Raw genomic sequence first — 25,388 nt, 5'->3', positions numbered from 1 at the left:
CCACACTTGCTGCGGCAACACTGCCTGATGCAGATGCGGAGAGTTTACAGACCGGTGCTTGGGTGGCGCAGAACGGTACGCAGTATAATTATCTGGACCACGATGATGCTAAATCATTTAAAGAGGCAATGGAGTCATGCGGCACTAGTGAAAAATGTCAGCGTCTAGAGTGGGTCAAAGGAAAGTACGCCGAAGAAAGCATCTATAATGACCAATTTGTTGATAATGTTTCTGGCGCAGTACTTGCCAAGGACAAGATGTTGCAAGTTGCAGGTGGGCTAGATGCTCTTCTGTCAATGAATTGCAGTACAAACACATGTAATTTTTATAAAAACGATATGATTGAGAGTGCTTTGAAGAACTACTCTCAACTGAGTGATATCGCTGGTGAATGGTCGCCGTCGATGGACCGCTTAGGGCTCATTCTCACCGGCGCTGCAACTGTCGAATCTGCTGGACTGAAGCCGCGTCCAGCAGGTACTCCAGTCTCTCCTGGAGCTGCTCAAGTTGAGAAGGCAGTAGTGTATTTTGCGAAGGTTAAGGCTGGTGCAAAAGGCATTCTTACACCTATAGACTTTCCAGAGGTGGCTGGCAAAATCAGCCAGAAACAGCTTCGGCATATCGCTGGAAGGCCTGAGCTTGAAGCTCGAGGAGGCGGTGGGTTCTTGAACAGCGTTGATGATGCTCAAAAAGTACTAGATGCTTACCGCATAGGTCAGGTTAAGATTTTAGGTAAAAATGCTCAAGGGTTCCCGGTGGTCAAGTTCGAGGGCGTAACCGGCACCAACGTTAATGCTGGCGTTGGTATAACCGGTCAGCCAACTAACGTCTTTATCATCAAAGGAACAAAAAGCCCAAGTATTGTTCCAGCTAACCCAAATTGGACTCAGAAATGAATGCAGAAGCCGAATTGAAAACTTGGAATTTTCAAGTCTTAATGCTTGTTCAAGCGATGCTGGGGACCGTTACTCCAAACTTCAGGATGGTGGTGTTGTCTTGTGAAGACGATGTTTGGGTAATAAAATTTTATTTTGAGAAAAATATAGAGGATGATATCGGTGAGGTGGAGGATATCATATGTCAATATACTGCTTATCAGGACTCGAATTTAAAATGCAAGTCGGAAATTTTGGTCGGCAACGGAGATCTACCTAGCTTGTCGGAAGTTGAGAGGGTCGTTTATCGTCGAAAAGAGTGATTTTTGACTTGGTGCAAAAGACGCAGGTGAGGTTGCCTCTATAGGCGGAAAGACCTGTGTTTATAACTGCGTTGTTGATGGCGTGACTCGTTATGTTGGGATAACCGACGACATAGTTAAGCGCGGTCAAGCTCACCTCAGAGAAAAAGGTATAGTGATTTCATAAAAGGGGACAGATTTATTTTATAGTCTGTATTGCGATCTTGTAGCTAGTTTCCAGCGTTGTGGTCTTTCAAGGATGGAGGACAAATTTTGCCAAGGATTGGTCGTGTCGTATTACCAAATTACCCGCACCATGTGGTGCAGCGGGGCCACAATCGGCAGGTGGTTTTTGCTGCGGATTACGATTATCAGCGCTACCTGACTGACTTGCGTGAACTCAAAGATGCATTTGGCGTAAAAGTTTATGCCTATTGCTTGATGACTAACCATGTTCATCTTTTGCTCGTACCGGGTGATTCGGCGGCCGGGCTTGGTCAGTTGATGAAAGCATTGGCCGCAAGAGCCACACGTTATCGCAATCGCATAGAAAGGCGTTCTGGGACACTATGGGAAAGTCGCTATAAGTCCAGTGTAGTGCAGTCAGACACATACTGAGGATATTAGGGGACAGACCACGTTTTTGGTAGAAGCCATGATCTGTAATATGGGGTACCGATCAGCGTAAGTCTTGAGCTGCTCAAGCATGAAGCTATTGCGAATGGAAAAGGAGTTTCCAATGCCAGGTCGAGCGAGGTTACTGCTGCCGGGAGTGACCACGTTTTTGGGATACTTAGATTAAACGTGGTCTGTCCCCTATTGTTCCCTCCTATTGTTCCGGGGACAAGCTTGGGCCATCCATTGATTGGCTGAGAGCTAAAGGCAAAAGCTGGGAGCAGATAACTGAGTCTGCAAGTCGTTCAGGCGGGAAGGATTTAGGTTTTTAAATATGACTGATGAATTTGCATCAATAGTACTGGGTGATGAATACGATGCGGTGTTGCGTAACGCCCTACACATTGTTTTATTCAGGCTTGGTGCTGTAGGCATTGATAAATCATGGGCGGTTGGAGGCTCTCAAGAAATTGAAGTAGCAGAGGTTGAGTTGATGGGTGGGAAAGTTAAAATTGAGTCAGAAACATTCGTAGGTCTTACTATATTCGGCCCCGAGTTTATTATTGATGAAATAGCCGATAAAGTGCGTCAGGAACTTTCTCTATAAGGAAGGTCTGAATTAAGCCAATTTATGGATATCAGGGGACAAGGGATATTAGGGGACAGACCACGTTTTTGTTAGAAGCCATGACCTGTAATATGGGGTTCTGATCAGCGTAAGTCTTGAGCTGCTCAAGCATGAAGCTATTGCGAATGGAAAAGGAGTTTCCAATGCCACGTCGAGCGAGGTTACTGCTGCCAGGAATGACCACGTTTTGGGGATATTTAGATTAAACGTGGTCTGTGCCCTATCGCTAGTGGAGATATTGTACGTTACAACCCTGATCCAGCAGTGCATGGTAAGGGTTCAAACTTGGACTATTTTAATGCTCAATGATAATCAAAAATATGTATGTCCGGTATGCAGATACCCTGATCTTAATGAGCCGTCGTACGACAGTTTTGGTTGTTCCTCGTACAATATTTGCCCGTGCTGCGGGACGGAGTTTGGGTATGATGACTCAACAGCCGCTCATTCCGATTTACGCGGAAAGTGGGTTTCTGAGGGGATTCAATGGTGGAGCAAGCATCAGCCAAAACCTGATGATTGGGATCCGGTAAGACAACTAAAAAATAATTAAATGCTTGATTTGTTGGTGCAAAAGGGGAAGCTGAATAGGCAAAGTTGAGGGCAGCGTATTAGGGGGCAGACCACGTTTTTGGTTGAAGGCAAAGTGGGTATTAGGGGACAGACCACGTTTTTGGTAGAAGCCATGACCTGTAATATGGGGTTCCGATCAGCTTAAGTTTTGAGCTGCAGTGTAGCGCCCTAATAAACCGAACACTGACTCAAGCGAGTGTAAAAAACACAGGTTTATTTACAGGTTCTGGCCTTGCTTGCTATGAGTTTGCAGCGTTGTGCCTGTCGGGAAGCGTTGGGGGGCTCGCTGGGTGTCGGGGAAGGTCGGTCAGGTGAGCGGAAGCTCCCTGACCCTGAGTAACTCAATCCCCCAAACGCATGACCTCAGCCTCAAATGTGGATCGATTCGAAACCACGTGGCAGGCGGTCATTGGGACGTACTTCATGGCACATGACGGCCCACTCATGTTTCCAGTCGAAGGTTTCGCCTGGAACAGATTTTTTCTTGGGTTGTTTTTTAGCTAATTTCTTCGCTTTCTTTTTGTGCTTGGCGGCACCCGGCAGTTCCTGCATAACATGTGAGCCCAGGCAGTTTTTGCAGGTCACCTTGTTTGCCTTGCTGGTGGTATCCAAATTGTCAGTCTCGCGGCCACAGGCAACTTGGTCATCCGCTGTTTCGTAGTGCATTACCATATTTGAGAACCTCTTGAATTAGGGTTGTTTTCTAAGGCTTGAAACCAGATGCACAGTCCAGCAAATCGCTTTGGGCTGGGGCAACAATCGTTCAATTAAATGTCGCTGTTGTTTTAATAGACCCGCCTCTGAATTTTGCGTTCAATGAAAATTAACGGCTGCTTGCGGCCTGGTCGGTTTTATTGACGGGGCCCTTTTTAGACGTCGTATTCATCGTGGCGGCGGTTCCAGGCGTAAGGTGCTGTCTGCAGCCATCCGGGTGGCGATTTCTCCCAGGTCTCCTGACGCCCAAACGGGGTTAAGTCTAGGTAACTCCAGAGGGTGCCGAGGTATTCAACACCCCGCGCGCCGGTGTAGTAGGTCCGGTAAATGCTGTCGCCGTCACGGAGAAACACGCTGACACCGTGTTTTTCTCCAGCCTCTGTGGTGGCGTCGAAATCGTAATTAAACGCGCTGTCGTACGACGAATACCAAGGTATGGCATCACCCCAGCCCATGCGCTCTCGATACTGATTGAGCTTTTCCAGCGGGGCGCGCGACACCATGACCAATGAGGTATCACGCGCGTGCAGGTGGGCCGGATGGGTCATGGCATCGGCCACCCATGAGCATCCGCTACAGCCGGCGTCCCAGTCGGGGGCGAACATAAAGTGATAAACGATCAACTGACGGCGTCCTGCGAATAGATCGAGCAGCGATGCTGCGCCCGTTACCCCTTCAAACGAATAGTGGCTTTCCACTTTTACCATTGGCAGCTTTCTTCGCTCGGCACTGAGGGCATCCCGCGCACGAGTCAGTGCTTTTTCTTTTGTAAGCAGGTTATCCAGCGCGGCTTGCCACTCATCCAAAGAGACAGCGAGTGGCAATGGTTGCTTAGGTGAAGACATAGCCAAGCCTCGGTTGGGCTCTGCGTCGGCGCTTAGGTAAATCGGTGCACCCTAGCGGGCTGACTTCGAGCAGGACGAAGACTTTAAACATAGCACCTGATACGCCCGGCGATGCACCATGCATCGCCTCGGGCGTTGCCAATCTAGCCGCTCAGCGTACCCGGTCTACGCTTTGCACGGTCAGGTCTAAGGCCTTGTACATATCCAGCCTAGCGGAATGGCCTACATCTGGATTGTTGAGTTCATTGGCGCGTTCAGACGGCAGGATAGGTGCGGTCAGGTCGTCGCCTTCGGTCGGCTCGAAATCATATTCCTCGCCGATGGTCATGGCGCTGCGGCGCAGCAGCATGCGCAACTGATCGGGTTCCAGCTCGGGATTGATCGACAGCATCGCGGCGATCAAACCGGCAACCAAAGGGGTGGCGTAGGAGGTTCCACAATGCACGTCACCTTCTTCATCGGCCTTGGCCATTGAGCCGTGCACGCAGGCGGCGGCGGTGATGTCCACGCGCATGTCGATGTTGGAGGCTTTGCGCTTGATCGCGTACTGAGGATCTTTGACCGGCACGTCTTTATCGCTGCGCTGATGGCCGCCGACTACGAACAGCTGGTCGGTGACGAAAGATGAAGGCAGCCGATACTCATCTCGACCCGAGAAAGACGAGCCGTTACCTGCCGAGTTGACCACCACCACGTCTGGATGCTCTTCGCGCAGCCAGAGGAAAAACTCTTCCAGCAGCTCTTCGTAGCCGCTCATGGCAATTCCCGAGCGGACCAAGGAGTCGATGGGGTCGCCTTTGATGTCGACCGCGCCAACGCGGTGAATGCCCCAACTCCAGTTGAGTACGCGGACGCCATCTTCTACGAGGTTGACTGACGCCGCCACATTGGCGGTGATACCTGCATCAGAATCGCGTGCGACTATGACATCAAAGCCGGGGCCGACATCATCCAGTCCACGGAGAAAACCGCTGTTGCCGCCTTTGTCCCAAGCGGCCGCTAATATGCCGCTAACCGTGGTGCCATGCCCGCTCGGCTTGTCGGCGTCACGTGCGTACAGGCAAAGTCGCTTGCGGTCGGCGCGGCAATCGCCACCGCTATAGTCGGCAAAGTCCGGGGCATCAAAATCAACATCGCGCTCGATCACCCCAATACGCACTGGGTGGGTTTTTAACCCGCCGTTCTCGCGTTGCAGGCGGCGTTTATAAAAATTTACCGCATCGAGGAAGCGGTTTGAGGCCCACTCTTGATTGTCTGCCGGTGGCGCCTTTTGCACATCACGCTCGATGGCCTTCTCTGCACCTGACTCCTCTATCACCACCGCATCTACGCTGACTTCACCGCCAAGGCGTAGGACTGTGGCATCACGCTCATCCAGATTCTTGGCCTTCAGGCGCAGTTGGTATGTGTTCAGCGGAGGGATCATGCCAACGACTTTGGCGCCGTATTTTTCGGCCAGGCGCCTGGCTTCTGTGGCGCCCTCGAAATCTTCCTCGATCACCACGCTGATCAGGTCCACATAGGAGGTGAGGCCATCCATGTTTTTCGCCACTTCGTCAGCGTTTGCCGCCACCACATGGCTGCTGCCCAGCGACAACCACACTGGATTGCTTTGCTGGCCGCCTTGTTCAATCACCAGTGGGCCGCTTTGCTTGCCCTTGGTATCAAGCTGCAGTTGCAGTTGGTCCGCTTTGCCGCTTAGCTGCTTTGCACTTAGGGCTTCGCCATTGAGCCGGACCTGTCGATCGCCGGGCTGCAACCCTTTAACCCGCAGGCAGAATGTTTGCTTGTGCGTTTCTAGCAGGTCACCGCAGCGTTGCAGTTGTTGTATACGAATCGGATCTGGATCTGCTGCCGTCACAGTTAACGGTAGCGCGGCAAACAGGAGTGCAGGCAGCGGCCTGCACAGGGTAAGCAAGGAATGCCTCATCGACTACTCCACCTTCGGACTTCAGCTGCGCAATCGGCGTACCCGCTGCGCTTGATCATGTTCCGACAGCCAGAATGTTGAATGTTTCAATAGGAATACTGGGGGCAGGTCCGTTGACATTCTCCATTAAGTCAGTCGGATTGCGTCCAGAGACCTTTAGCGTAAAGCTGCCCGCAGGCAAGTCAGTTGGCATAATATGCCAGCGAGTAATAGCTTCAAATATAACCGTTGGAGACTAGGAGTCTCTTGCGTATAGCGCGTGTGCCGGAAAGAGCTGGTTGCGGCGTCCGAGACGAGATTGCGCCTGGCTCGAGACGTTTTCATCTGCTTCATTCACGCAAGGCCAAGCTTCATCTCACGCAGGACTGATTCTCCCTGCCCTAAGCAGGTTAGGGTGTTCAGCATTCGCGCCGCCCATTAAAGCTAAAAGGATCAGCCCGGAGCGGATTTTCGCTGAGAAATCCAATGGCCGAACAGAATTAACATTTACTGGGTGGCAGTCGGCGGGTATGAAAGATGCGCAACACTTGCAGGCGGCCCCCACGGATGCGGTAGGGGATCAGGTAAGGGGGACCGGCATCGCCCATTCACCTGTACCCGCGATGCGGCCTTCGCGCCCAAGGGTGGGGTGGCTTGCCAATTGGTTAGGGTTGGTCAATACAGCTTGGACGAACGTTATTGCGGCCTTGGGATTGCGTTCAGCACAGTGCACTACAGCCCGAGGCCGAACACTCGTACAGGGGCGCTTGAGACAGGCTTCCTCAATCGCCCCTACCGCCTCAGCCCTTAACCCGGATCACGAAACCCAGGATAGTTGCGGTTGCCTTGGGCAACGCTGACGGAGGTGCGGGTAGCGATATCAATGCCTTCGCTGGCGACTTCTGCGAGAAAGTCGATCTGCTCCGGGGTGATCACGTACGGTGGCAGGAAGTACACCACACTGCCCAGCGGGCGCAGCAGGGCGCCGCGGTCCAATGCGTGTTGATACACCTTTAGGCCGCGCCGTTCTTGCCAGGGGTAAGCGGTTTTGCTGGTTTTGTCCGCGACCATCTCGATGGCCAGTGCCATGCCCGTTTGGCGCACTTCGGCAACGTGCGGGTGATCGACCAAGTGCGCCGTTGCGTCGTGCATGCGTTTGCTCAGGGCGCGATTGGCTTCGATGACGTTGTCTTGCTCGAAGATATCCAGTGTTGCTAACGCTGCAGCACAGGCCAGTGGATTACCGGTGTAGCTGTGCGAATGCAAAAACGCGCGCAGGGTCGAATAGTCGTCATAAAACGCCTGATAAATAGTGTCGGTGGTCAAACAAGCCGCCAGCGGTAGGTAACCCCCGGTGAGTGCTTTCGACAGGCACAGGAAGTCGGGGCGAATGCCCGCTTGCTCGCAGGCAAACATAGTGCCGGTGCGGCCAAAACCGACCGCAATTTCATCAAGAATCAGGTGCACGCCGTAGCGGTCGCAGGCTTCGCGCAACAGCGTCAGGTAAACCGGGTGGTACATGCGCATGCCGCCAGCACCCTGGATCAGCGGCTCGACGATAACGGCGGACACTTCATGATGGTGCTCGGCGAGGGTCTGCTCCATGTGGGTGAACATCAATCGCGAATGTTCCTCCCAGCTAACGCCTTCAGGGCGGTTGTAGCAGTCCGGGCTTGGCACTTTAATGGTGTCGAGTAGCAGGGCTTTGTAGGTATCGGTGAACAGTGCGACATCGCCAACTGACATCGCCGCGACCGTTTCGCCGTGGTAGCTGTTGCTCAGGGTGACGAAGCGTTTTTTCTCCGGCTGGCCGACGTTGAGCCAATAATGGAAGCTCATCTTCAGCGCGATTTCGATGCACGACGAACCATTGTCGGCGTAGAACACCCGGTCGAGGCCGTCTGGCGTTATCTTAACCAAGCGTTCTGAAAGCTCGATTACCGGCTGGTGGCTGCAACCAGCAAGAATCACATGTTCAAGTTGATCGACCTGGTCCTTGATCCGCTGATTGATTCGCGGGTTGCAGTGGCCGAAGACGTTGACCCACCATGAGCTGACTGCATCCAGGTAACGCTTGCCGTCGAAGTCTTCGAGCCAGACGCCTTCGCCACGTTTGATCGGTACGAGGGGCAACTGCTCGTGGTCCTTCATTTGTGTGCACGGGTGCCAAACTACGGCGAGGTCGCGTTGCATCCACTGGTCGTTCAAGCTCATTGGGGCCTCCAAATCTTTAAGCACAGCCTACCAGATGCGCTTGTCAGGCTTGTGGGTGAATCACTTCGAAGCTGCAAAGCAGCGGCCTTTGTTGGAGGGTGTGAGACGACAAGGTTCCGCTATCAGGTCACGGCGTCTTGCAGCTGTAACCGCAGTGATCTACACAGGTAAGGCGTTCGGTTATCGGTTAGTTATCGTATTTCCCGATATTTCAAAGCGAAAAATTACGCTTTATATCGATAGCTTTGTTGCTAATCTTGGCGCTACTTACTTAAAAGTTATCGTTTTCATTTACGGATCAGATTAATGCAGTGGCGAAATTCCCCTTCACGTTACGGCGTGGTAAGTATTTTGATGCACTGGTTGATGGCCTTGGTGGTCTTCGGCCTGTTTGCGCTTGGCTTTTGGATGGTCGGCCTCGATTATTACAGCAGCTGGTACACAGATGCTCCGACGATCCACAAAGGCATCGGCATTTTGCTGTTTTTGGCCATGCTCCTGCGAGTTTGCTGGCGCTGGATTAGTCCGCCGCCGGGCCACTTGCATAGCCACGGCCGGATGACTCAGTTGGCCACCAAATGGGGCCACGCTTTTTTGTATATCGGCCTTTTCGTGTTGATGATTTCTGGCTACCTGATTTCAACCGCTGATGGCCGCGGTATTGATGTTTTTGGTGTGTTTGAAGTGCCTGCAACCCTGACCAGCATTCCTGATCAGGAAGATGTCGCCGGTTTAGTTCATGAATACTTGGCCTGGGCAATTGTCATTTTTGCCGGGCTGCATGGCTTGGCTGCACTCAAACATCACTTTATTGATCGCGATAGCACGCTCAAACGCATGCTCGGTCGCGAGTAATTGTCAGTTGTTAAATCGTGCGGATCACCTCTGCGCATCCCTTTAAACATTGCAATATGACGTTGCAAGATCACCTCGAAAGGAATATTCCATGTTGAAGAAAACCCTCGCGGCACTCGCTCTTGGTACCGCTCTGATCGGTGCAGGCCAAGCTTCGGCCGCTGATTATGCGATCGATACAAAGGGCCAGCACGCCTTTGTTAATTTCAAAATCAACCATTTGGGTTACAGCTGGTTGTACGGCACTTTCAAAGAGTTCGACGGTACCTTCAGCTACGACGCCAAGACTCCGGAAGCGAGCAAGGTCAAAGTGACCCTGCAGACCGAGAGCGTTGATACCAACCATGCGGAACGCGATAAGCACATCCGCAGTGGTGATTTCCTTAATGTCAGCAAGAATCCGACTGCAACCTTTGAGTCGACCTCGGTTAAATCGACTGGCGAAGGCGCGGCCGACGTTACCGGTAACCTGACCCTGAACGGCGTTACCAAGCCAGTGGTTGTTAAGGCCAAGTTTGTCGGTGAAGGCGACGACCCGTGGGGCGGTCACCGTGCTGGTTTTGAAGGCACTACCACGATCAAGATGAAAGACTTCAACATCGAAAAAGATCTCGGCCCTGCTTCGCAAGAAGTTGAACTGATCATCTCTTTTGAAGGTGTTCGTCAGTAATCACTGACTGATCATTAAAAACGCCGGCCTTCCACTGTCTTGTGGGGCCGGCGTTTTTTATGGTCAGCCGATAACTAATTACTAATCCACAGATGCAACAACGCCGGCACTGGGCCGGCGTTGTTGGGTGCAGCAGTTGCCGAATTACTCGTCGCGGTTACGCGTCAGCAGTGCCGGCTTTTCACCGCGGGGGCGGCTGCTAGGCAGCTGATCAAGTTGCTCCGGAGTCGGGAACCGATCAAGTCGCGAGCTTTTGTGCATGATCACAGGTTGTTTGTCTGTGGTCTTATTTGCAGGCTTTTCGCTGCGTGGCAACTCGTCACGATTAAGTGATGTGCTGCGCTCACGATCGCGTGGTGGACGGGACCGGTTAGCACCGGAACCATTGCTACGGCCCTGCGCACCTTGACCGCCACCTTGACGCTTACCTTGACCGCCGCCGCGAGGCTTTTGCGCACCGTCGCCGCCTGCACCACCACTGCGAGGGCCACGACCCTGGCTGCGTGGTTGGCCAGTTGCTGGCTGAGCTGCTGCGGCTGCTGCCGGACGACGGCCGCGATTCTGCTGCCGATTCTGGTTCGGGCTGACGTAGTCGGCACGATTACCAAAGTTATCGATTTCATCGTCACGGAATTCGTCGGGCGCGCGATCTGGTGGCAGCACAGGGATAGCGGCTGTGGATGCAGATGCGGATGCCGTTGGACGGTTAGTGCGCTCGCCACGTGGCCTTGGCTTGCGCCCAGTACCTTCCCGGCCGCCTTCGCGGCTGCCGGCTGGCTTGGCTGCGCGGCCAGTGTCTTTGCCTTTGTCTTTACGGCCGCCACCATGACGTTCGCCATCAGGGGTGGCTGGGCGCGGGGCACGTTGCTGGCGCGGTTGACGCGGCTCACGAACCTCCGGGCGCTCAGCTTCTACCGTGCTGGCGTCGAAGCCCATTACGTCGCCATCAGCAATCTTCTGCTTGGTCATGCGTTCGATGCCGCGCAGCAGTTTCTCTTCGTCTGGCGCTACCAGAGAGATCGCTTCACCGCTGCGGCCAGCACGACCAGTACGGCCGATACGGTGCACGTAATCTTCTTCAACGTTTGGCAGCTCGAAGTTGACCACATGGGGCAGCTGGTCGATATCCAGGCCGCGGGCCGCGATATCAGTGGCCACCAGAATGCGCATTCTGTTGGCTTTGAAATCAGCCAAGGCTTTAGTGCGGGCGTTCTGGCTCTTATTGCCGTGAATCGCAACCGCTGGCAAGCCGCGCTTGTCGAGGTATTCGGCCAAGCGATTAGCACCGTGCTTGGTGCGGGTGAACACCAGCACCTGTTCCCACGCGCCGGCGGTGATCAAGTGAGCGAGCAATGCGCGCTTATGGCTGGCTTGCAGGCGGAATACACGCTGTTCGATACGCTCTACCGTGGTGTTCGGCGGCGTGACTTCGATGCGCTCCGGGTTATGCAGCAGCTTGCCAGCAAGGTCGGTAATGTCTTTGGAGAATGTTGCTGAGAACAGCAAGTTCTGACGTTTGCTCGGCAGGCGGGCGAGGACCTTCTTGACGTCATGGATAAAACCCATGTCGAGCATGCGGTCAGCTTCGTCTAGCACCAAAATCTCGACGTGCGAGAGGTCGATGCTGCCTTGGCCACACAGGTCAAGCAAGCGTCCCGGGCAGGCGACGAGAACGTCAACGCCCTTGGCGAGTGCTTGAACCTGTGGGTTCATGCCAACGCCGCCAAAAATGCAGGCGCTGACGAATTTCAAATCGCGGGCATACAGCTTAAAGCTGTCGTGCACCTGGGCGGCCAGTTCACGGGTAGGTGTCAGCACCAGTACGCGTGGTTGTTTTGGGCCGTGACGTTGCTCGCGGTCCGGGTGACCGTTGGGGAACAAGCGTTCAAGGATTGGTAAGGCGAAACCGCCTGTCTTACCTGTGCCAGTCTGCGCCGCTACCATCAGGTCGCGACCTTGCAACGCGGCGGGAATAGCCCGCTGTTGCACCGGAGTTGGCTGGGTGTAGCCGGCGGACTCGACCGCACGAACCAAAGCCTCGGAGAGACCGAGGGAAGCAAAGGACATGTGAAATCCTGTCTAGTGAGGGCGTTGCCCTATGGTGTATTGCCTGGCTTGAATCGCACGTGGGGCGCGCAATCCCGTCCGGTACTGCTGCCTCTGGGAGGGGCTAGCATCCGGGCGCAAGCCTGGCGGGAAGTCCCGAGTATAACAGAGCTTGGCCGTTGCGCAGTAGTTGCCTGCTTAATGGCGTTTAGATTTGTTGTATACGGGTTCAATTAATAGCATTGCCTTGGTCATGCGCGGTGAGGATTAGTTCGCATGACTTTGATGGTTTTTACCCAATCGTTAGAAATATTACGCCTTAAAGGCTTAAGCAAAGGCCTTTGCAGGTGCGCAGGCCTTAACTTCAGCGCGGATCACCACCACGTCCGCCGGTTAACGCGGCAGCTTGAGGTTGTTCCAGATGGCCAGGCTCGGCTCAGACTGGTTCAGTGTATAGAAGTGCAGACCCGGTGCGCCGCCTTGCAGCAGTTGCTCGCACATTTCAGTAATCACCTGCTCACCGAAGCTCTGAATGCTTTCGATATCATCACCATAAGCTTCCAGTTGCTTGCGCACCCAGCGCGGGATCTCAGCGCCACAGGCGTCGGAGAAGCGGGCTAGCTTGCTGTAGTTGGTGATTGGCATGATGCCCGGCACGATCGGAATATCGACACCCATTTTGCGCACGCGATCAACGAAGTACAGGTAGCTGTCGGCGTTGAAGAAGTACTGGGTGATCGCGCTGTTCGCACCGGCCTTGGCCTTGCGTACGAAGTTGGCGAGGTCATCCTCAAAGTTGCGCGCCTGCGGATGCATTTCCGGATAAGCAGCGATTTCGATGTGGAAATGATCACCGGTTTCTTCGCGGATAAAGGCTACCAGCTCATTGGCGTAGCGCAGTTCACCACTGGCCATGCCCATACCTGATGGCAAATCACCGCGCAGGGCAACGATGCGCTTGATACCGTTGCTTTTGTACAGGTTCAGCAACTCGCGTAACTCAGCCTTGCTATCACCTACGCAAGACAGGTGCGGTGCGGTCGAAACCTTGACCTCGCTGTCGAGCTGCAAAACGGTATTGACGGTGCGGTCGCGGGTTGAGCCGCCTGCGCCATAGGTGCAGGAGAAAAAATCCGGATTATATGTGGCTAACTGACGTGCATTGGCCATTAGCTTTTCGTGTCCAGCTTCAGTTTTAGTCGGGAAAAACTCGAAGCTGAAACGGCGTTCTTGACTCATGACGATGTCCTTGTGAGCGCTGGCCGTACACCGGCAGGCATACGGCCAGTCAGCTACTTAGTAGCGGTAAGCATCCGGCTTGAAAGGGCCTTCAACGGTTACGCCGATGTAATCAGCTTGGGTTTTGGTCAGGCGAGTGACCACGCCGCCAAAGCCTTTAACCATTTCCAGGGCCACTTCTTCGTCGAGCTTCTTCGGCAGCACTTCAACGGTCAGACGCTCAGCTTTCTGGCCATCAGTCAGGTCTGCGTATTTCTGGGCGAACAGGAAGATCTGGGCCAGAACCTGGTTGGCGAATGAGCCATCCATGATGCGGCTTGGGTGGCCAGTGGCATTGCCCAAGTTGACCAGACGGCCTTCAGCCAGGAGGATCAAATAATCATCATTGTGCGCGTCAAAACTGCCAGTGCCGGTACGGTGGATCTTGTGTACCTGCGGCTTAACCTCTTCCCATGCCCAGTTCTTGCGCATGAAAGCGGTGTCGATTTCGTTGTCGAAGTGACCGATGTTGCACACCACTGCACGCTTTTTCAGCGCTTTGAGCATGCCAGCGTCACACACATCAGCGTTGCCGGTGGTGGTCACGATCAGGTCGATCTTGCCCAACAGCGCTTTATCGATGCAGGCGTCGGAGCCGTCGTTGAGACCGTCGATGTACGGCGAAACCAGTTCAAAACCGTCCATGCAGGCTTGCATCGCGCAGATCGGATCGATCTCGGAAACCTTGACGATCATGCCTTCCTGGCGCAGCGACTGTGATGAACCCTTGCCCACGTCACCGTAGCCGATTACCAGCGCTTGCTTGCCGGACAGCAGGTGGTCGGTACCACGCTTGATGGCGTCGTTGAGGCTGTGACGGCAACCGTATTTGTTGTCGTTCTTGCTCTTGGTCACCGAGTCGTTGACGTTGATGGCCGGGATCTTCAGCTCGCCCTTGGCCAGCATGTCCAGCAGGCGGTGCACGCCGGTGGTGGTTTCTTCCGTCACGCCATGGATTTTTTCCAGCATGGCCGGGTATTTCTTGTGCAGGATCTCGGTCAGGTCGCCGCCGTCGTCGAGGATCATGTTGGCATCCCACGGCTGGCCATCTTTAAGGATGGTTTGCTCGATGCACCATTCGTATTCTTCTTCGGTCTCGCCTTTCCAGGCAAATACCGGAATGCCGGCGGCGGCGATGGCTGCAGCAGCTTGATCTTGAGTCGAGAAGATGTTGCACGATGACCAGCGTACTTCAGCGCCCAATGCGATCAGTGTTTCGATCAGCACGGCAGTCTGAATGGTCATGTGGATACAGCCGATGATCTTGGCGCCTTTAAGCGGCTGCAGACCTGCATATTTGCTGCGCAGGCCCATCAGGGCAGGCATTTCGGATTCCGCGATGATGGTTTCGCGGCGGCCCCAGGCAGCCAGGGAAATATCAGCCACTTTAAAGTCGGTAAAACCTTCAGGCGTCATAACAGCGCTCATAAAATGAGTCTCCATTCGTTGTCTGCGAATGGGCGCCGTTGATGCGTATGGTTAACGCCCCATCCGAGCCTGACAAACCACTGGTGACAGGGTCTGCTGCAGCGCCCCTCGGATGGGTGGCGGGCGTAACCGAAGCGGTGTCGGTCACGTGTAGCCGAGCGATTATAGCGAGACAGAGGGTTTTGCCCAAGGCTTTCCGTCGCCCTGCATGCAACTCAATGGTAGCCTTGGCTAATCCCGCAGTATTGGACCCCATATGGGCAATCACAAAATCGAAATCCGCCGGCGCAACATAGAGAAAATCCTGTTCTGTGCAGAAAAGGTTTTTGCCGAAAAAGGCTATGGCAGCGCCTCCATGGGCGATATCGCTGAAGAAGCCGGATTGCCGCGTTCCAACCTGCATTATTATTTCAGCACCAAAGACGAACTGTACCGCGCGGTGTTGCTCGATCTGCTTGAGGTCTGGAAGCAGGATGCCCTGTGCTTTGAGATGTTCGATGATCCGCGCGTGGTGTTGAGTAGTTACATCCGCGCCAAAATGAATCACTCGCGTACCCGTCCACACGGCTCGAAAGTCTGGGCCAACGAAATCATCCATGGCGCACCGATGCTCGGTGAAACCCTGGATGAGAGCTTATATAGCTGGGCCAAGATGAAAGAGGCAAAGATCAGGCAATGGGTCGAAGACCAGCGCATTTTGCCGGTCGAACCCTCGAGCTTGCTGTACATGATCTGGGCATCCACCCAGCATTACGCCGACTTTAGCCATCAGGTCAGAATCTTGAATGACCATCAAGCGCTGAGCGAGATGCAGTTCGAGAAGGCCGTGCAGACCGTGACCAGCGTGATATTGCGCGGTATCGGCTTGGAACCCTGAAATTCGGTGTAGAGCTGCTGCGTTTGGCCATACTGCGTTGAAAACCGCCTCGCCTGCTCATGGACAGTTGTCCACTGCGCGGGCTCGGCGATTTTCGCCTTGCCTGACCTGCACTCGCGACGCTCTAAACCGAATTTAATCATTGGATTTTTGGGTCAAGGGCTTGGTGAAGAACAAAAGCGCTCCAGAGTGTTTCTCCAAACCCTTGGCGCAGCAGTCTTCTTTAGTGGTTCTTTTAGCTGGCTGCGCGGTATGGGTTTCGCGGATCCTCGTTCCAGTTCAGATAAGGTTTGCCGGTGTCTTGCACCACCATCTCGATGCAGTCTGCGACCGGGCAGGTGATTTGGCACAGATTGCAGCCGACGCATTCGTCATCGATCACTTCATATAGGTGGGTGCCATCGGTTTGTTTGAGGCTGGCGATGGCCTGGTGCGAGGTGTCCTCGCAGGCGATGTGGCAACGGCCGCAGCCAATACAGGCGTCCTGGTCGATTTTGGCGATCACCTGATAGTTGATATCGAGGTACTTCCAGTCGGTGGTATTGCCCACTGCTCGGCCAGAAAAGTCATCGAGGCTGGTATAGCCTTTTGAGTCCATCCAGCGAGACAAGCCATCTTTCATGTCTTCGACAATCCGAAAACCATGGAGCATCGCCGCCGTGCACACCTGCACTGCGCCGCAGCCGAGGGCGACAAATTCCGCCGCGTCACGCCAGTTGCCAATGCCGCCAATACCGCAAATGGGCAGACCTTGGGTTTCCGGATCGCGGGCAATTTCGGCGACCATATTCAGGGCGATGGGTTTGACCGCCGCGCCACAATAACCGCCGTGAGTGCTTTGCGTGCCGACAACGGGGTGCGCGACCATGTTGTCGAGGTCGATGCTGGTGATGGAATTGATGGTGTTGATCAGTGACACCGCATCTGCGCCGCCGCGATGTGCGGCGCGGGCCGATAGACGAACGTCGGTGATATTGGGAGTGAGTTTTACAATAACCGGCAGCGAACTGTAGGTTTTGCACCAGCGGGTGACCATTTCAACGTATTCCGGCACTTGACCGACAGCGGCGCCCATGCCGCGCTCGGGCATGCCGTGCGGGCAGCCGAAATTCAGCTCGATGCCGTCTGCGCCAGTGGCTTCGACCAGAGGCAGAATGGTTTTCCAGGATTCCTCAACGCATGGCACCATCAACGACACAATCAACGCGCGGTCGGGCCAATCCTTTTTCACCTGGGTGATTTCGCGTAGGTTGATTTCCAGTGAGCGGTCGGTGATCAGCTCAATGTTGTTGATGCCCATGACTTCGCGGTTGGGCCCGTATAGCGCAGAATAACGGGATGATACGTTAACGGCGGCGGGGTCTTCGCCAAGGGTTTTCCAGACCACGCCGCCCCAGCCTGCTTCATAGGCGCGCACCACGTTATAGGCTTTGTCTGTCGGTGGCGCCGAGGCCAGCCAGAATGGGTTGGGCGACTTGATGCCAGCGAACACAATCGAGAGATCGGCCATTATGCAGCCTCCACTTTCAGAGCGAGGGTTGAGTGAATGGCCTCGGCAGCCAGTTTGCCGTGTTGTACGGCTTGTACTGTCAGATCCTGGTCGAGCGAGGTGCAGTCGCCACCGGCATAAATACCCGGAATGTTGGTACGCAGGTTTTCATCCACCCAAATGCGCTCGCCTTGGCGCTGCAACTGGGCCGCCAGTGAATCACTCAAGGCGCTGCCATCGAAGGCTTGGCCGATTGCTTTGAAGATCGCATCGGCGGCCAGTTCAAAGGTCTCACCGGTGGCGATCAGTTTGCCGTTGTCCATGCGGGTTCTAGCGAAACGCATGCCGCGTACCTTGCCGGCATCATCGAGTAAAACCGCTTCAGGTTGCGCCCAGGTCAGAAGCCGAACTTGATTGGTTTTGGCGATTTCCTGTTCATGACCGGTCGCACCCATGTCACTCAGGCCGCGGCGGTAAACCAGATTGACATCTTGGGCACCAAGCTTGGCCATTTGTACGGCCATGTCGATGGCGGTGTTGCCTGCGCCGAGGACAATGCAGTGTTTAGCCAACGGCAGCTGGCTGAGGTCATCGCTCTGACGCAACTCGCGGATGTAGTCGGTTGCCGCGAGTAGCCCTGGCGCGTCGTCATGGGCAATGCCCAATTGTTTACTGGCGGCCAGACCCAAACCGAGGAACACCGAATCAAACTGTTGGTGCAGCTCGCTCAAGCTCAGGTTGTCGCCCAGTTTCTCACCGTGACGGATTTCAATGCCGCCGATTTGCAGGAGAAAGTCGACTTCCTTTTGCGCAAAGTCATCGACCAGTTTGTACTTGGCAATCCCGTATTCATTAAGACCGCCCGCTTTTTCCCGGGCTTCGAAAATCACCACGTCGTGGCCGTGCATGGCAAGGCGGTGGGCACAGGACAGTCCCGCCGGGCCTGCGCCGACAACCGCTACACGCTTGCCGCTGGCGGCTGAGCGTTTGAATGGATGCTCACGGAACTGGGCGTTATCAATGGCGTAGCGCTGCAACAGACCGATCAGCACAGGTGCGCATTCTTGCGCGTTGTTACGCACACAGGCCTGCTGGCATAGAATTTCGGTCGGGCAAACGCGCGCGCAGCTGCCGCCGAGGATATTGGCGGACAAAATGGTCTGCGCCGCCCCGCTGACATTGTCGTGGCTGATGCTGCCAATAAACGATGGAATGTCGATATCGCTGGGGCAGGCGTTGATGCAGGGCGCGTCATAGCAGTACAGGCATCGTGCGCTTTCCAGAGCCGCCTGGCGGGCGTTAAGTGGCGGCGCCAAATCAGTGAAATTAGCCGCCAGCTCGGTGGTTGGGGTGTCCGGACGGGGTAGATGGTTGAGTGTATCTATCACGGGTCAATGCCTCACGGTTTTGTGATTGTTATCAAGGCTGCCAACCTGTCGGTGAGGGGTTAAGTCCTCGACTTTGTGAGTCAGCAATCTTGTGGGCAGTCAAATCGTTGATACGTATGCGCCGGCTTCTTTGAGCCTGTGCGCTGATGTTCCTGGTGTTGTTCCAGCCTTCTAGCGTTTTACCGCTGTGGGCCGTTGCTGTTCGGCGCGCTTGTTGAGTAAGTCGTATACGGCTGGATAAGCTGGGCGCTCGACATAACGCCCGGCGCCCTGTTCGGCGCGCAGGTCACCGTCGACCCAGACCAGGCGGCCTTGGCTGATGGTATGGCTGGGCACGCCACGCACGGTTTTGCCTTCAAAAATATTGAAGTCGACCTGTTGGTGATGGGTCTTTGCAGAAATAGTGCGGGTGCCTTGTGGGTCCCACAGCACCAGATCGGCGTCAGCACCGACGCGAATCGCCCCTTTGCGGGGGAACAGGTTGAAGATCTTCGCGGTGTTGGTTGAGGTCAGTGCGACAAAATCATGCATCGACAATTTGCCGCTGTTGACCCCTTCGTCCCAGAGCACGGCCATGCGGTCTTCGATGCCAGCGGTGCCATTGGGAATCAAGCTGAAATCATCGCGCCCAGCGGCTTTTTGTTCGGCGCAGAAACAACAGTGATCGGTCGCCGTGGTGTGCAGATTGCCGGACTGCAAGCCTTTCCACAGCGCGTCTTGGTGACCTTGCGGGCGAAACGGCGGGCTCATCACATAACCAGCAGCGGTTTGCCAGTCCGGATCGCGATAGACGCTGTCATCCAGCAGCAAATGGCCTGCAAGGACTTCACCATATACCGGTTGGCCTTTGGCCCGAGCGTAGGTGATTTCATCGAGCGCTTCGCGGGTCGAGACATGCACCAGGTACAGCGGTGTACCGATGGTTTCGGCAATCCGAATAGCGCGGCTTGCGGCTTCGCCTTCAACCTGGGAGGGCCGCGATAACGGATGTGCCTCGGGGCCTGTCATGCCTTGGGCAAGTAGCTTTTTCTGTAGGTGGTAGACCAGTTCGCCATTTTCAGCATGCACGGTCGGCACCGCCCCGAGTGACAAACAGCGCTCGAAACTGGCAACCAAGGTGTCATCGGCGGCCATGATCGCGTTCTTGTACGCCATGAAGTGTTTGAAGCTGTTGACCCCATGCTTGCTGACCAGCTCCTCCATTTCGGCGCTGACTTGCTCGCTCCACCAGGTAACCGCGACATGGAAGCCATAGTCGGAGGCTGATTTTTCTGCCCATCCGCGCCATTGGTGAAAGGCCTCAAGCAAGGATTGCTGCGGGTTGGGGATGACAAAATCGATGATAGAGGTGGTGCCGCCCGCGAGACCCGCAGCGGTGCCGCTGTAGAAGTCTTCACTGGCAACCGTGCCCATAAAGGGCAGTTGCATATGAGTGTGCGGGTCAATACCGCCGGGCATCAGGTACTGGCCGCTGCCGTCGAGTACTTCGCAGCCAGCAGGAACGTCTAGGTCCTTGCCAACTGCCTGGATAATGCCGTCGGCGCATAACACGTCGGCGCTGTAGCTCTCTTCATGGGTCACCACTGTGGCGCCACGGATCAATAAAGCCATACCAGTTTCCTCTCAGGCTGACCGGTGCATGCCGGTTCTTTAATTTTTTTGATGATGCCTGGCAGGGATGAAGTTTTTAATCCTGTCATCACTGTCAGGAATAGAATTTAGTAGCTGTTCGTCGATTGATCAAGATTATTTTTTGATCACTAATCGTTAACTTAACTTATTGATTTATATAGTTAAAAACTATAAATCACCAAAATGGTGAGGCCTGTCACCATTTTGACGCACTTGACAGGATCTCAAAATGAGCGAGATTTCTTATGCAAAATCAGCCGTTTAAACCTGATGAGTGACGAACCTGAGTGGTTTGAAAAAAATTGCCTTGCACCAGATTGAGTCCTGACTGAGCAGACAACATTGGCTAAATGAGCCGTGACAGGTTGTCTGGAGGCTGACTGGATCAAGGTCTTATTTTTAAAGATTATTTAAATCAATGGGTTGTAGTTTTTTTATAATGCATGGAATTGGCTGCATGGCAGTTTAGGCATGGTTATTGAGTGCTGCTGGCTCCATGTTCGTCGGTCATAATGTGCCAATGGCACGGTTCGAAGAACTCCAGCCATCGTTTTAGCCCGATGCGCTAACAATCAAAAAAATAATTGGAGAAGCCCATGCAACAGAGCAGATCGGAAGTAACCGAACGCAATGGCCTGTTCGAGTTGGAAGCAGGCGCCGATGTTCTGGATAGTCCGCGTTATAACCACGATATAGCGCCGACCAAGGTGCATGAGCGAACCTGGAACAAATGGCATATCACGGCGTTGTGGGTGGGCATGTCGATCTGCGTGCCGACTTACACCTTGGGCGGTGTGTTGACTGCTTACTTTGGTTTGTCGGTGGGTGAGGCGCTGCTGGCCATTTTACTGGCCAACATCGTGGTGTTGATTCCACTCACCCTCAACGCATTCCCCGGCACCAAGTACGGCGTACCGTTTCCCGTTCTGTTGCGCTCCTCGTTTGGCATCATCGGCTCCAACGTGCCCTGTCTGATTCGCGCGGTAGTGGCTTGTGGCTGGTTTGGTATTCAAACCATGTTCGGCGGCCTGGCAATACACCTGTTTCTCGGCTCGATCTTCGAGGGCTGGAAAGCCTTGGGCGGCACCGGCGAAGTCATAGGTTTCATGATCTTCTGGGTGCTGAACCTGTGGGTTGTGTTACGCGGTGCCGAATCGATCAAATGGCTGGAAACCTTGTCAGCACCCTTGCTGGTGCTGGTGGGTGCTGGCCTGTTGGTATGGGCGCTGCCGAATGTGTCGATGACCGAGTTGATGTCGCAACCTGCCAAGCGCCCTGAAGGCGCCAGTGTTGTCGGCTATTTCTTGGCGGGTCTAACGGCAATGGTCGGCTTTTGGGCGACATTGTCGCTGAATATCCCGGATTTCAGCCGTTACGCGAAAAGCCAGAAAGACCAGATTGTCGGGCAAATTATTGGCTTGCCGCTGACCATGTTTCTGTTCGCCGCGCTGGGGGTGGTGCTGACTGCCGCATCGGCATCGCTGGTCGGGGAAACTGTCTCGGATCCGGTGAGTTTGATTGGTCATATCCAGAGCCCGGGTTGGGTGGCTGTGGCCATGGCCTTGATCATCGTGGCCACCCTCTCAACCAATACCGCGGCTAACATTGTCTCGCCAACCAATGATTTCCAGAACATCGCCCCCAAGCTGATTAATCGCACTAAAGCGGTGTTGATCACCGGCTTTGTTGGTTTGGGTCTAATGGGTCATGAACTGTTGAAAAAACTCGGCTGGATTGTTTCTGATGTCAGCCTTGAAAGTGTTTATTCCAACTGGCTGCTGGGGTACTCGAGCCTGCTCGGGCCTATCGCTGGGATCATGGTTGTTGATTATTTTTTAATCAAAAAACAACGTCTCAATTTGCCAGGCTTGTACCTCGATAGCGTTTATCCCGCCTGGAACTGGATCGGCTTCGTCGCCTTTGTAGTGCCGGTTGCCTTGACGGTCATGTCGCTCAGCAGCGACGCATTCAGTTGGTTCTATGACTACGGCTGGTTTACGGGCTCAGCACTGGGCGGGCTGCTTTATTTTGCCCTGTGCCGCATAAGCAGTCCGCGCGCCATTGTGGTGGCCAACCCAACGCTTTAAACCCTAAGAGTTACTGCATGCCTGAGGAGGTAAACATGACTGCTGCCCACGCTGTTTTGCAATCCACCGATCAGCACATTAACGGTGATCGCCTGTGGCAATCATTAATGGAGTTGGCCCAGCTTGGGGCTACGGTTAAAGGCGGTGTGTGCCGTTTGGCGCTGACCGATCTCGACCGCCAAGCGCGCGACTTATTCGTTAAGTGGTGCCAAGCCGCTGGGTGCAGCGTGACCATCGATGGCGTGGGTAATATTTTTGCCCGTCGTGCGGGACGCAACCCTGATCTGCCGCCGGTGATGACCGGCAGTCACATCGACACGCAACCGACTGGCGGCAAGTTCGATGGCTGTTTTGGTGTGCTCGCCGGGGTTGAGGTGTTACGCACCCTGAATGATTTGGGGATCGAGACCGAAGCACCGATGGAAGTGGTGGTGTGGACCAATGAGGAAGGTTCACGCTTTGCCCCGTGCATGATGGGGTCTGGTGTCTTTGCCAGTAAATTCACCCTCGAAGAAACCTTGGCTAAGGTTGACGCCGACGGCGTGACCGTTGGCGACGCCCTGAATGCTATTGGCTATGCGGGCAGTCGCGCAGTAACTGGCCATGCAGTTGGCGCTTATTTTGAAGCGCACATCGAGCAAGGGCCGATTCTCGAAGATGAACAGAAAACCATTGGTGTGGTGCTCGGTGCCTTGGGCCAGAAGTGGTTTGACCTGACTCTGCGCGGCGTCGAAGCGCATGCCGGGCCAACCCCGATGCATTTACGTAAAGATGCTTTGGTAGGCGCTGCCGCCGTGGTTGCTGCGGTGAATCGCGTCGCCCTTGAGCATCAACCCCATGCGTGCGGCACCGTCGGTTGTTTGCAGGCATACCCGGGCTCGCGCAATGTTATTCCGGGGGAAGTGCGCATGACCCTGGATTTTCGTCACTTGGAGCCTGAGCGATTGAATTCGATGATTGACGAGGTGCGCAAGGTTATTGAAACCACTAGCGCCGAGCACGGCTTGACTGTGGATCTGACGCCTACGGCGGATTTCCCTGCGCTGTATTTCGACACCGTGTGTGTGGATGCGGTGCGCAGTGCGGCTCAGGGGTTGGGCATGTCGCATATGGATATCGTCAGCGGCGCCGGACATGACGCCATTTTTCTGGCCGAGCTTGGCCCGGCCGGGATGATCTTTGTGCCCTGTGAAGGCGGTATCAGCCATAACGAGATCGAGAATGCTGCGCCCAGTGATCTGGCTGCAGGGTGCGCAGTGTTGCTGCGGGCGATGCTGCAGGCTTCGGCAGCGTTGGCCAACGGAAAACTAGCCGCTTGATTGGCTGAAATGCCCAGCAATTGGCATATCTGCCGATGGACGATCAGCGCCCTACAGCTCAAGCTGTAGGGCCTATCTGACCTACAGCGGAGCTGTTATGACCATTGCCTTCTGGTGCGTGCTGATTGCGATCTTTCTGCCCTACGTTTCAACTGTATTCGCCAAAAGCCTTGGCCGAGGCTTTACCCCGCGAAGCAATCATGACCCAAGGGCTCACCTTGCCACCGTTGAAGGCGCCGCCCGGCGTGCCAATAACGCTCAACTCAATGGTTTTGAAGTCACCCCAGCCTTTGCTGCTGCAGTAATCATCGCTCACTTGGCCGGCGGCGCTCAGCAAAGCGTCATTGATCAACTGGCGATCGCTTTTATCATCAGTCGGATTATCTACACCGCTTGTTACCTTGCCGATTTAGCGCCGGTGCGCTCACTGATGTGGTTCATCAACATGGGCTTGATCATTAGTTTATTTGTGGTTGCAGCCTGATTATTAGCGCCCGGAAGCTGCGTCATGTTGCTCTGCTAAGCAGGCAAATTCAGCGGCATTTGCTGTGTGCGGCAAATTACCGCGCTTGGCCGGTGCTGCTGGAGCATGGATACTGTCGCGCTTGTCGAGCCTGATTGCTGCGCGAAGGTGCTATGAAGCTTAGAAATTTATTACTGATTCTGCTGGCCAGTCTGACACTCGCCGCCTGCGGCGGTGTTGATCCCAATTCTCCTCTGGGTCAGCGTCAGACCATCTTTAAGCAAATGCTCAAAACCAGTGAAGACCTGGGTGGCATGTTGCGCGGACGCATCGTGTTTGACGGGCCGCGCTTTGTGGAAGGCGCTGCCAAGCTGGATGCATTGTCGAAAACGCCATGGCAGCACTTTCCGCAGGTCAAGGAAGAAGACAACAGCAACGCCCGAGATGATGTCTGGAAGCGCCAGGCACGTTTCAAACAGTTGGCTGATGAGCTAGAGGTGAACACGGCTGCACTGGTTGTCGCCACCACTGCCAAACCGCTTAAGAGCGCAGACCTGATTGCACCGATGAAGGCTGTTGAAGACAGCTGCAAGGCCTGCCACCAGGAGTTTCGCAATCACTGAGTTGTCCGTTAACCGGGCAGGCCTGCATGGCCGGGCTTAGCCGTTTAAAAACGGCCTAACTGCTCGACGCTTGAATTTCGACAGATTCAAGTATTTTGCGTGCTTTGCTGAGTTGCTTTTGGTTTGCGGCGATGCTGCTGGGATTGCCTGCGCCCAGCGCCGCCAGTAAGTTTTTCTTGCTGGCGCTGACATCTAGCTGGGCTTTGGACACCTGAGCACCTTGGTCTGAGTGCAAGCCCAGTGACGTGCAATCGCTGTCAACCCTGGCCAGCTCTTGCTGGATGTCACTCAGTCGGGTTGAGTCCACTCGCTTGCCAATGTCTTCGATCTTGTCACTGAGCTCTTGGCGTTTGCTGATGCAGTCTTTCAGAGGGTGGCTGTTTTGCGCTGCAATCACGGCGTTAGTTAACAGCGCCGCGCCGCTGAGTAGAAAAATAAGCGCTGATCTTTTCAGCATTGTTCGCTCCTTTTTTTATTTTTGCGAAGAGTCTTTGACTGCGCAGATAAAGCAAAGGTTTCATGCTGAGGCGTGTATCCGACGAGCGCGCTACTGGTTGG

At 54.5% G+C, this 25,388-nt stretch carries 21 protein-coding genes, 2 pseudogenes and 1 riboswitch; of the genes and pseudogenes, 11 read left to right on the top strand and 12 right to left on the bottom strand.

Translation table 11 applies throughout. The features are described from left to right. Positions 1-62 precede the first annotated feature (62 nt). From AACY09_RS17015 to AACY09_RS17000, 4 genes and pseudogenes are all read left to right on the top strand, one after another. On the top strand, positions 63-896 hold the full coding sequence (locus tag AACY09_RS17015) for a hypothetical protein (protein ID WP_339489674.1): 834 nt from the start codon (positions 63-65) through the stop codon (positions 894-896). Beyond that, positions 893-1,198: a hypothetical protein gene (locus tag AACY09_RS17010; protein WP_339489673.1), complete on the top strand. Its 306-nt coding sequence runs from the start codon at positions 893-895 to the stop codon at positions 1,196-1,198. The genes AACY09_RS17015 and AACY09_RS17010 overlap by 4 nt, the downstream gene beginning before the upstream one ends. Before the next feature lie 252 nt (positions 1,199-1,450). Further along, positions 1,451-1,792 (top strand): annotated as a pseudogene (locus AACY09_RS17005) (transposase); the annotation flags it as partial. Between the two features lie 334 nt (positions 1,793-2,126). Further along, positions 2,127-2,399, top strand: a complete 273-nt coding sequence (locus AACY09_RS17000) for a hypothetical protein (RefSeq protein WP_339489672.1) — start codon at positions 2,127-2,129, stop codon at positions 2,397-2,399. A gap of 963 nt (positions 2,400-3,362) precedes the next feature. On the opposite strand, the gene AACY09_RS16995 is transcribed toward AACY09_RS17000, so the two are convergent. The 5 genes and pseudogenes from AACY09_RS16995 to AACY09_RS16975 all read right to left on the bottom strand — a co-directional run bounded on the left by AACY09_RS16995 (position 3,363) and on the right by AACY09_RS16975 (position 8,675). Then, positions 3,363-3,659, bottom strand: coding sequence for a hypothetical protein (locus AACY09_RS16995; protein ID WP_339489671.1), 297 nt, complete (start codon positions 3,657-3,659; stop codon positions 3,363-3,365). A 203-nt stretch (positions 3,660-3,862) separates the two neighbouring features. Continuing rightward, positions 3,863-4,552, bottom strand: a complete 690-nt coding sequence (locus AACY09_RS16990; RefSeq protein WP_339489670.1) for a DUF899 domain-containing protein — start codon at positions 4,550-4,552, stop codon at positions 3,863-3,865. Between the two features lie 151 nt (positions 4,553-4,703). Further along, positions 4,704-6,482 carry a S8/S53 family peptidase gene (locus tag AACY09_RS16985; RefSeq protein WP_339489669.1) on the bottom strand — a complete coding sequence of 593 codons (1,779 nt, stop codon included), beginning with the start codon at positions 6,480-6,482 and terminating at the stop codon, positions 4,704-4,706. 479 nt (positions 6,483-6,961) lie between these two features. After that, positions 6,962-7,194 (bottom strand): annotated as a pseudogene (locus AACY09_RS16980) (type II toxin-antitoxin system RelE/ParE family toxin). 74 nt (positions 7,195-7,268) lie between these two features. Beyond that, the gene (locus tag AACY09_RS16975; protein WP_339489668.1) at positions 7,269-8,675 is read right to left on the bottom strand and encodes an adenosylmethionine--8-amino-7-oxononanoate transaminase; all 1,407 of its coding nucleotides are present in this window, start codon (positions 8,673-8,675) and stop codon (positions 7,269-7,271) included. Between the two features lie 306 nt (positions 8,676-8,981). On the opposite strand from AACY09_RS16975, the gene AACY09_RS16970 reads away from it, so the two are divergent. Continuing rightward, a complete protein-coding gene (locus AACY09_RS16970; RefSeq protein WP_339489667.1) occupies positions 8,982-9,530 on the top strand; it encodes a cytochrome b in 549 nt (182 codons plus the stop codon). A gap of 91 nt (positions 9,531-9,621) precedes the next feature. Then, complete coding sequence (locus AACY09_RS16965; RefSeq protein ID WP_339489666.1) at positions 9,622-10,200, top strand: YceI family protein; 579 nt, start codon at positions 9,622-9,624, stop codon at positions 10,198-10,200. Between the two features lie 144 nt (positions 10,201-10,344). On the opposite strand, the gene AACY09_RS16960 is transcribed toward AACY09_RS16965, so the two are convergent. The 3 genes from AACY09_RS16960 to ahcY form a co-directional block, all read right to left on the bottom strand. Continuing rightward, the gene (locus AACY09_RS16960; RefSeq protein ID WP_339489664.1) at positions 10,345-12,267 is read right to left on the bottom strand and encodes a DEAD/DEAH box helicase; all 1,923 of its coding nucleotides are present in this window, start codon (positions 12,265-12,267) and stop codon (positions 10,345-10,347) included. Positions 12,268-12,639: 372 nt separating this feature from the next. Continuing rightward, complete coding sequence (metF, locus tag AACY09_RS16955; protein ID WP_339489663.1) at positions 12,640-13,485, bottom strand: methylenetetrahydrofolate reductase [NAD(P)H]; 846 nt, start codon at positions 13,483-13,485, stop codon at positions 12,640-12,642. A gap of 57 nt (positions 13,486-13,542) precedes the next feature. After that, a complete protein-coding gene (gene ahcY, locus AACY09_RS16950) occupies positions 13,543-14,952 on the bottom strand; it encodes an adenosylhomocysteinase (RefSeq protein ID WP_339489662.1) in 1,410 nt (469 codons plus the stop codon). 23 nt (positions 14,953-14,975) lie between these two features. Next, positions 14,976-15,068: riboswitch (S-adenosyl-L-homocysteine riboswitch) on the bottom strand. Between the two features lie 140 nt (positions 15,069-15,208). Here ahcY and AACY09_RS16945 point away from each other — a divergent pair. Then, the gene (locus tag AACY09_RS16945) at positions 15,209-15,829 is read left to right on the top strand and encodes a TetR/AcrR family transcriptional regulator (RefSeq protein WP_339489661.1); all 621 of its coding nucleotides are present in this window, start codon (positions 15,209-15,211) and stop codon (positions 15,827-15,829) included. Positions 15,830-16,064: 235 nt separating this feature from the next. Here the strand turns inward: AACY09_RS16945 and preA are convergent, their stop codons facing one another. The 3 genes from preA to hydA all read right to left on the bottom strand — a co-directional run bounded on the left by preA (position 16,065) and on the right by hydA (position 20,317). After that, the gene (gene preA / locus AACY09_RS16940) at positions 16,065-17,342 is read right to left on the bottom strand and encodes an NAD-dependent dihydropyrimidine dehydrogenase subunit PreA (RefSeq protein WP_339489974.1); all 1,278 of its coding nucleotides are present in this window, start codon (positions 17,340-17,342) and stop codon (positions 16,065-16,067) included. Further along, on the bottom strand, positions 17,339-18,706 hold the full coding sequence (locus AACY09_RS16935) for an NAD(P)-dependent oxidoreductase (RefSeq protein WP_339489660.1): 1,368 nt from the start codon (positions 18,704-18,706) through the stop codon (positions 17,339-17,341). Before AACY09_RS16935 ends, preA begins: the two co-directional genes overlap by 4 nt. 171 nt (positions 18,707-18,877) lie before the next feature. After that, complete coding sequence (hydA, locus tag AACY09_RS16930) at positions 18,878-20,317, bottom strand: dihydropyrimidinase (RefSeq protein WP_339489659.1); 1,440 nt, start codon at positions 20,315-20,317, stop codon at positions 18,878-18,880. Between the two features lie 617 nt (positions 20,318-20,934). On the opposite strand from hydA, the gene AACY09_RS16925 reads away from it, so the two are divergent. From AACY09_RS16925 to AACY09_RS16910, 4 genes are all read left to right on the top strand, one after another. Beyond that, positions 20,935-22,425, top strand: a complete 1,491-nt coding sequence (locus AACY09_RS16925; protein WP_339489658.1) for an NCS1 family nucleobase:cation symporter-1 — start codon at positions 20,935-20,937, stop codon at positions 22,423-22,425. Positions 22,426-22,460: 35 nt separating this feature from the next. Beyond that, positions 22,461-23,744, top strand: a complete 1,284-nt coding sequence (locus AACY09_RS16920) for a Zn-dependent hydrolase (protein ID WP_339489657.1) — start codon at positions 22,461-22,463, stop codon at positions 23,742-23,744. Positions 23,745-23,841: 97 nt separating this feature from the next. Further along, a complete protein-coding gene (locus AACY09_RS16915; RefSeq protein WP_339489656.1) occupies positions 23,842-24,228 on the top strand; it encodes an MAPEG family protein in 387 nt (128 codons plus the stop codon). 152 nt (positions 24,229-24,380) lie between these two features. Next, entirely contained in the window at positions 24,381-24,830 is a 450-nt protein-coding gene (locus AACY09_RS16910) for a c-type cytochrome (protein WP_339489655.1), read from the top strand. 55 nt (positions 24,831-24,885) lie between these two features. On the opposite strand, the gene AACY09_RS16905 is transcribed toward AACY09_RS16910, so the two are convergent. Beyond that, the gene (locus AACY09_RS16905; protein ID WP_339489654.1) at positions 24,886-25,287 is read right to left on the bottom strand and encodes a DUF1090 family protein; all 402 of its coding nucleotides are present in this window, start codon (positions 25,285-25,287) and stop codon (positions 24,886-24,888) included. Between the last annotated feature and the right edge of the window lie 101 nt (positions 25,288-25,388).

The organism is Pseudomonas sp. EL_65y_Pfl2_R95 (genome assembly GCF_963971045.1).
Classification (GTDB): Bacteria; Pseudomonadota; Gammaproteobacteria; order Pseudomonadales; family Pseudomonadaceae; genus Aquipseudomonas.
Note: the sequence above shows the minus strand (reverse complement) of the source record. Positions and strands in the feature narration are given on the sequence as shown.

Bases quoted from the DNA above. Each gene is read 5' to 3' on its own strand.
- AACY09_RS17010 (WP_339489673.1), top strand. From the start codon at position 893: ATGAATGCAGAAGCCGAATTGAAAACTTGGAATTTTCAAGTCTTAATG.
- AACY09_RS17000 (WP_339489672.1), top strand. From the start codon at position 2,127: ATGACTGATGAATTTGCATCAATAGTACTGGGTGATGAATACGATGCG.
- AACY09_RS16995 (WP_339489671.1), bottom strand. From the start codon at position 3,659: ATGCACTACGAAACAGCGGATGACCAAGTTGCCTGTGGCCGCGAGACT.
- AACY09_RS16990 (WP_339489670.1), bottom strand. From the start codon at position 4,552: ATGTCTTCACCTAAGCAACCATTGCCACTCGCTGTCTCTTTGGATGAG.
- AACY09_RS16985 (WP_339489669.1), bottom strand. From the start codon at position 6,482: ATGAGGCATTCCTTGCTTACCCTGTGCAGGCCGCTGCCTGCACTCCTG.
- AACY09_RS16975 (WP_339489668.1), bottom strand. From the start codon at position 8,675: ATGAGCTTGAACGACCAGTGGATGCAACGCGACCTCGCCGTAGTTTGG.
- AACY09_RS16970 (WP_339489667.1), top strand. From the start codon at position 8,982: ATGCAGTGGCGAAATTCCCCTTCACGTTACGGCGTGGTAAGTATTTTG.
- AACY09_RS16965 (WP_339489666.1), top strand. From the start codon at position 9,622: ATGTTGAAGAAAACCCTCGCGGCACTCGCTCTTGGTACCGCTCTGATC.
- AACY09_RS16960 (WP_339489664.1), bottom strand. From the start codon at position 12,267: ATGTCCTTTGCTTCCCTCGGTCTCTCCGAGGCTTTGGTTCGTGCGGTC.
- metF (WP_339489663.1), bottom strand. From the start codon at position 13,485: ATGAGTCAAGAACGCCGTTTCAGCTTCGAGTTTTTCCCGACTAAAACT.
- ahcY (WP_339489662.1), bottom strand. From the start codon at position 14,952: ATGAGCGCTGTTATGACGCCTGAAGGTTTTACCGACTTTAAAGTGGCT.
- AACY09_RS16945 (WP_339489661.1), top strand. From the start codon at position 15,209: ATGGGCAATCACAAAATCGAAATCCGCCGGCGCAACATAGAGAAAATC.
- hydA (WP_339489659.1), bottom strand. From the start codon at position 20,317: ATGGCTTTATTGATCCGTGGCGCCACAGTGGTGACCCATGAAGAGAGC.
- AACY09_RS16925 (WP_339489658.1), top strand. From the start codon at position 20,935: ATGCAACAGAGCAGATCGGAAGTAACCGAACGCAATGGCCTGTTCGAG.
- AACY09_RS16920 (WP_339489657.1), top strand. From the start codon at position 22,461: ATGACTGCTGCCCACGCTGTTTTGCAATCCACCGATCAGCACATTAAC.
- AACY09_RS16915 (WP_339489656.1), top strand. From the start codon at position 23,842: ATGACCATTGCCTTCTGGTGCGTGCTGATTGCGATCTTTCTGCCCTAC.
- AACY09_RS16910 (WP_339489655.1), top strand. From the start codon at position 24,381: ATGAAGCTTAGAAATTTATTACTGATTCTGCTGGCCAGTCTGACACTC.
- AACY09_RS16905 (WP_339489654.1), bottom strand. From the start codon at position 25,287: ATGCTGAAAAGATCAGCGCTTATTTTTCTACTCAGCGGCGCGGCGCTG.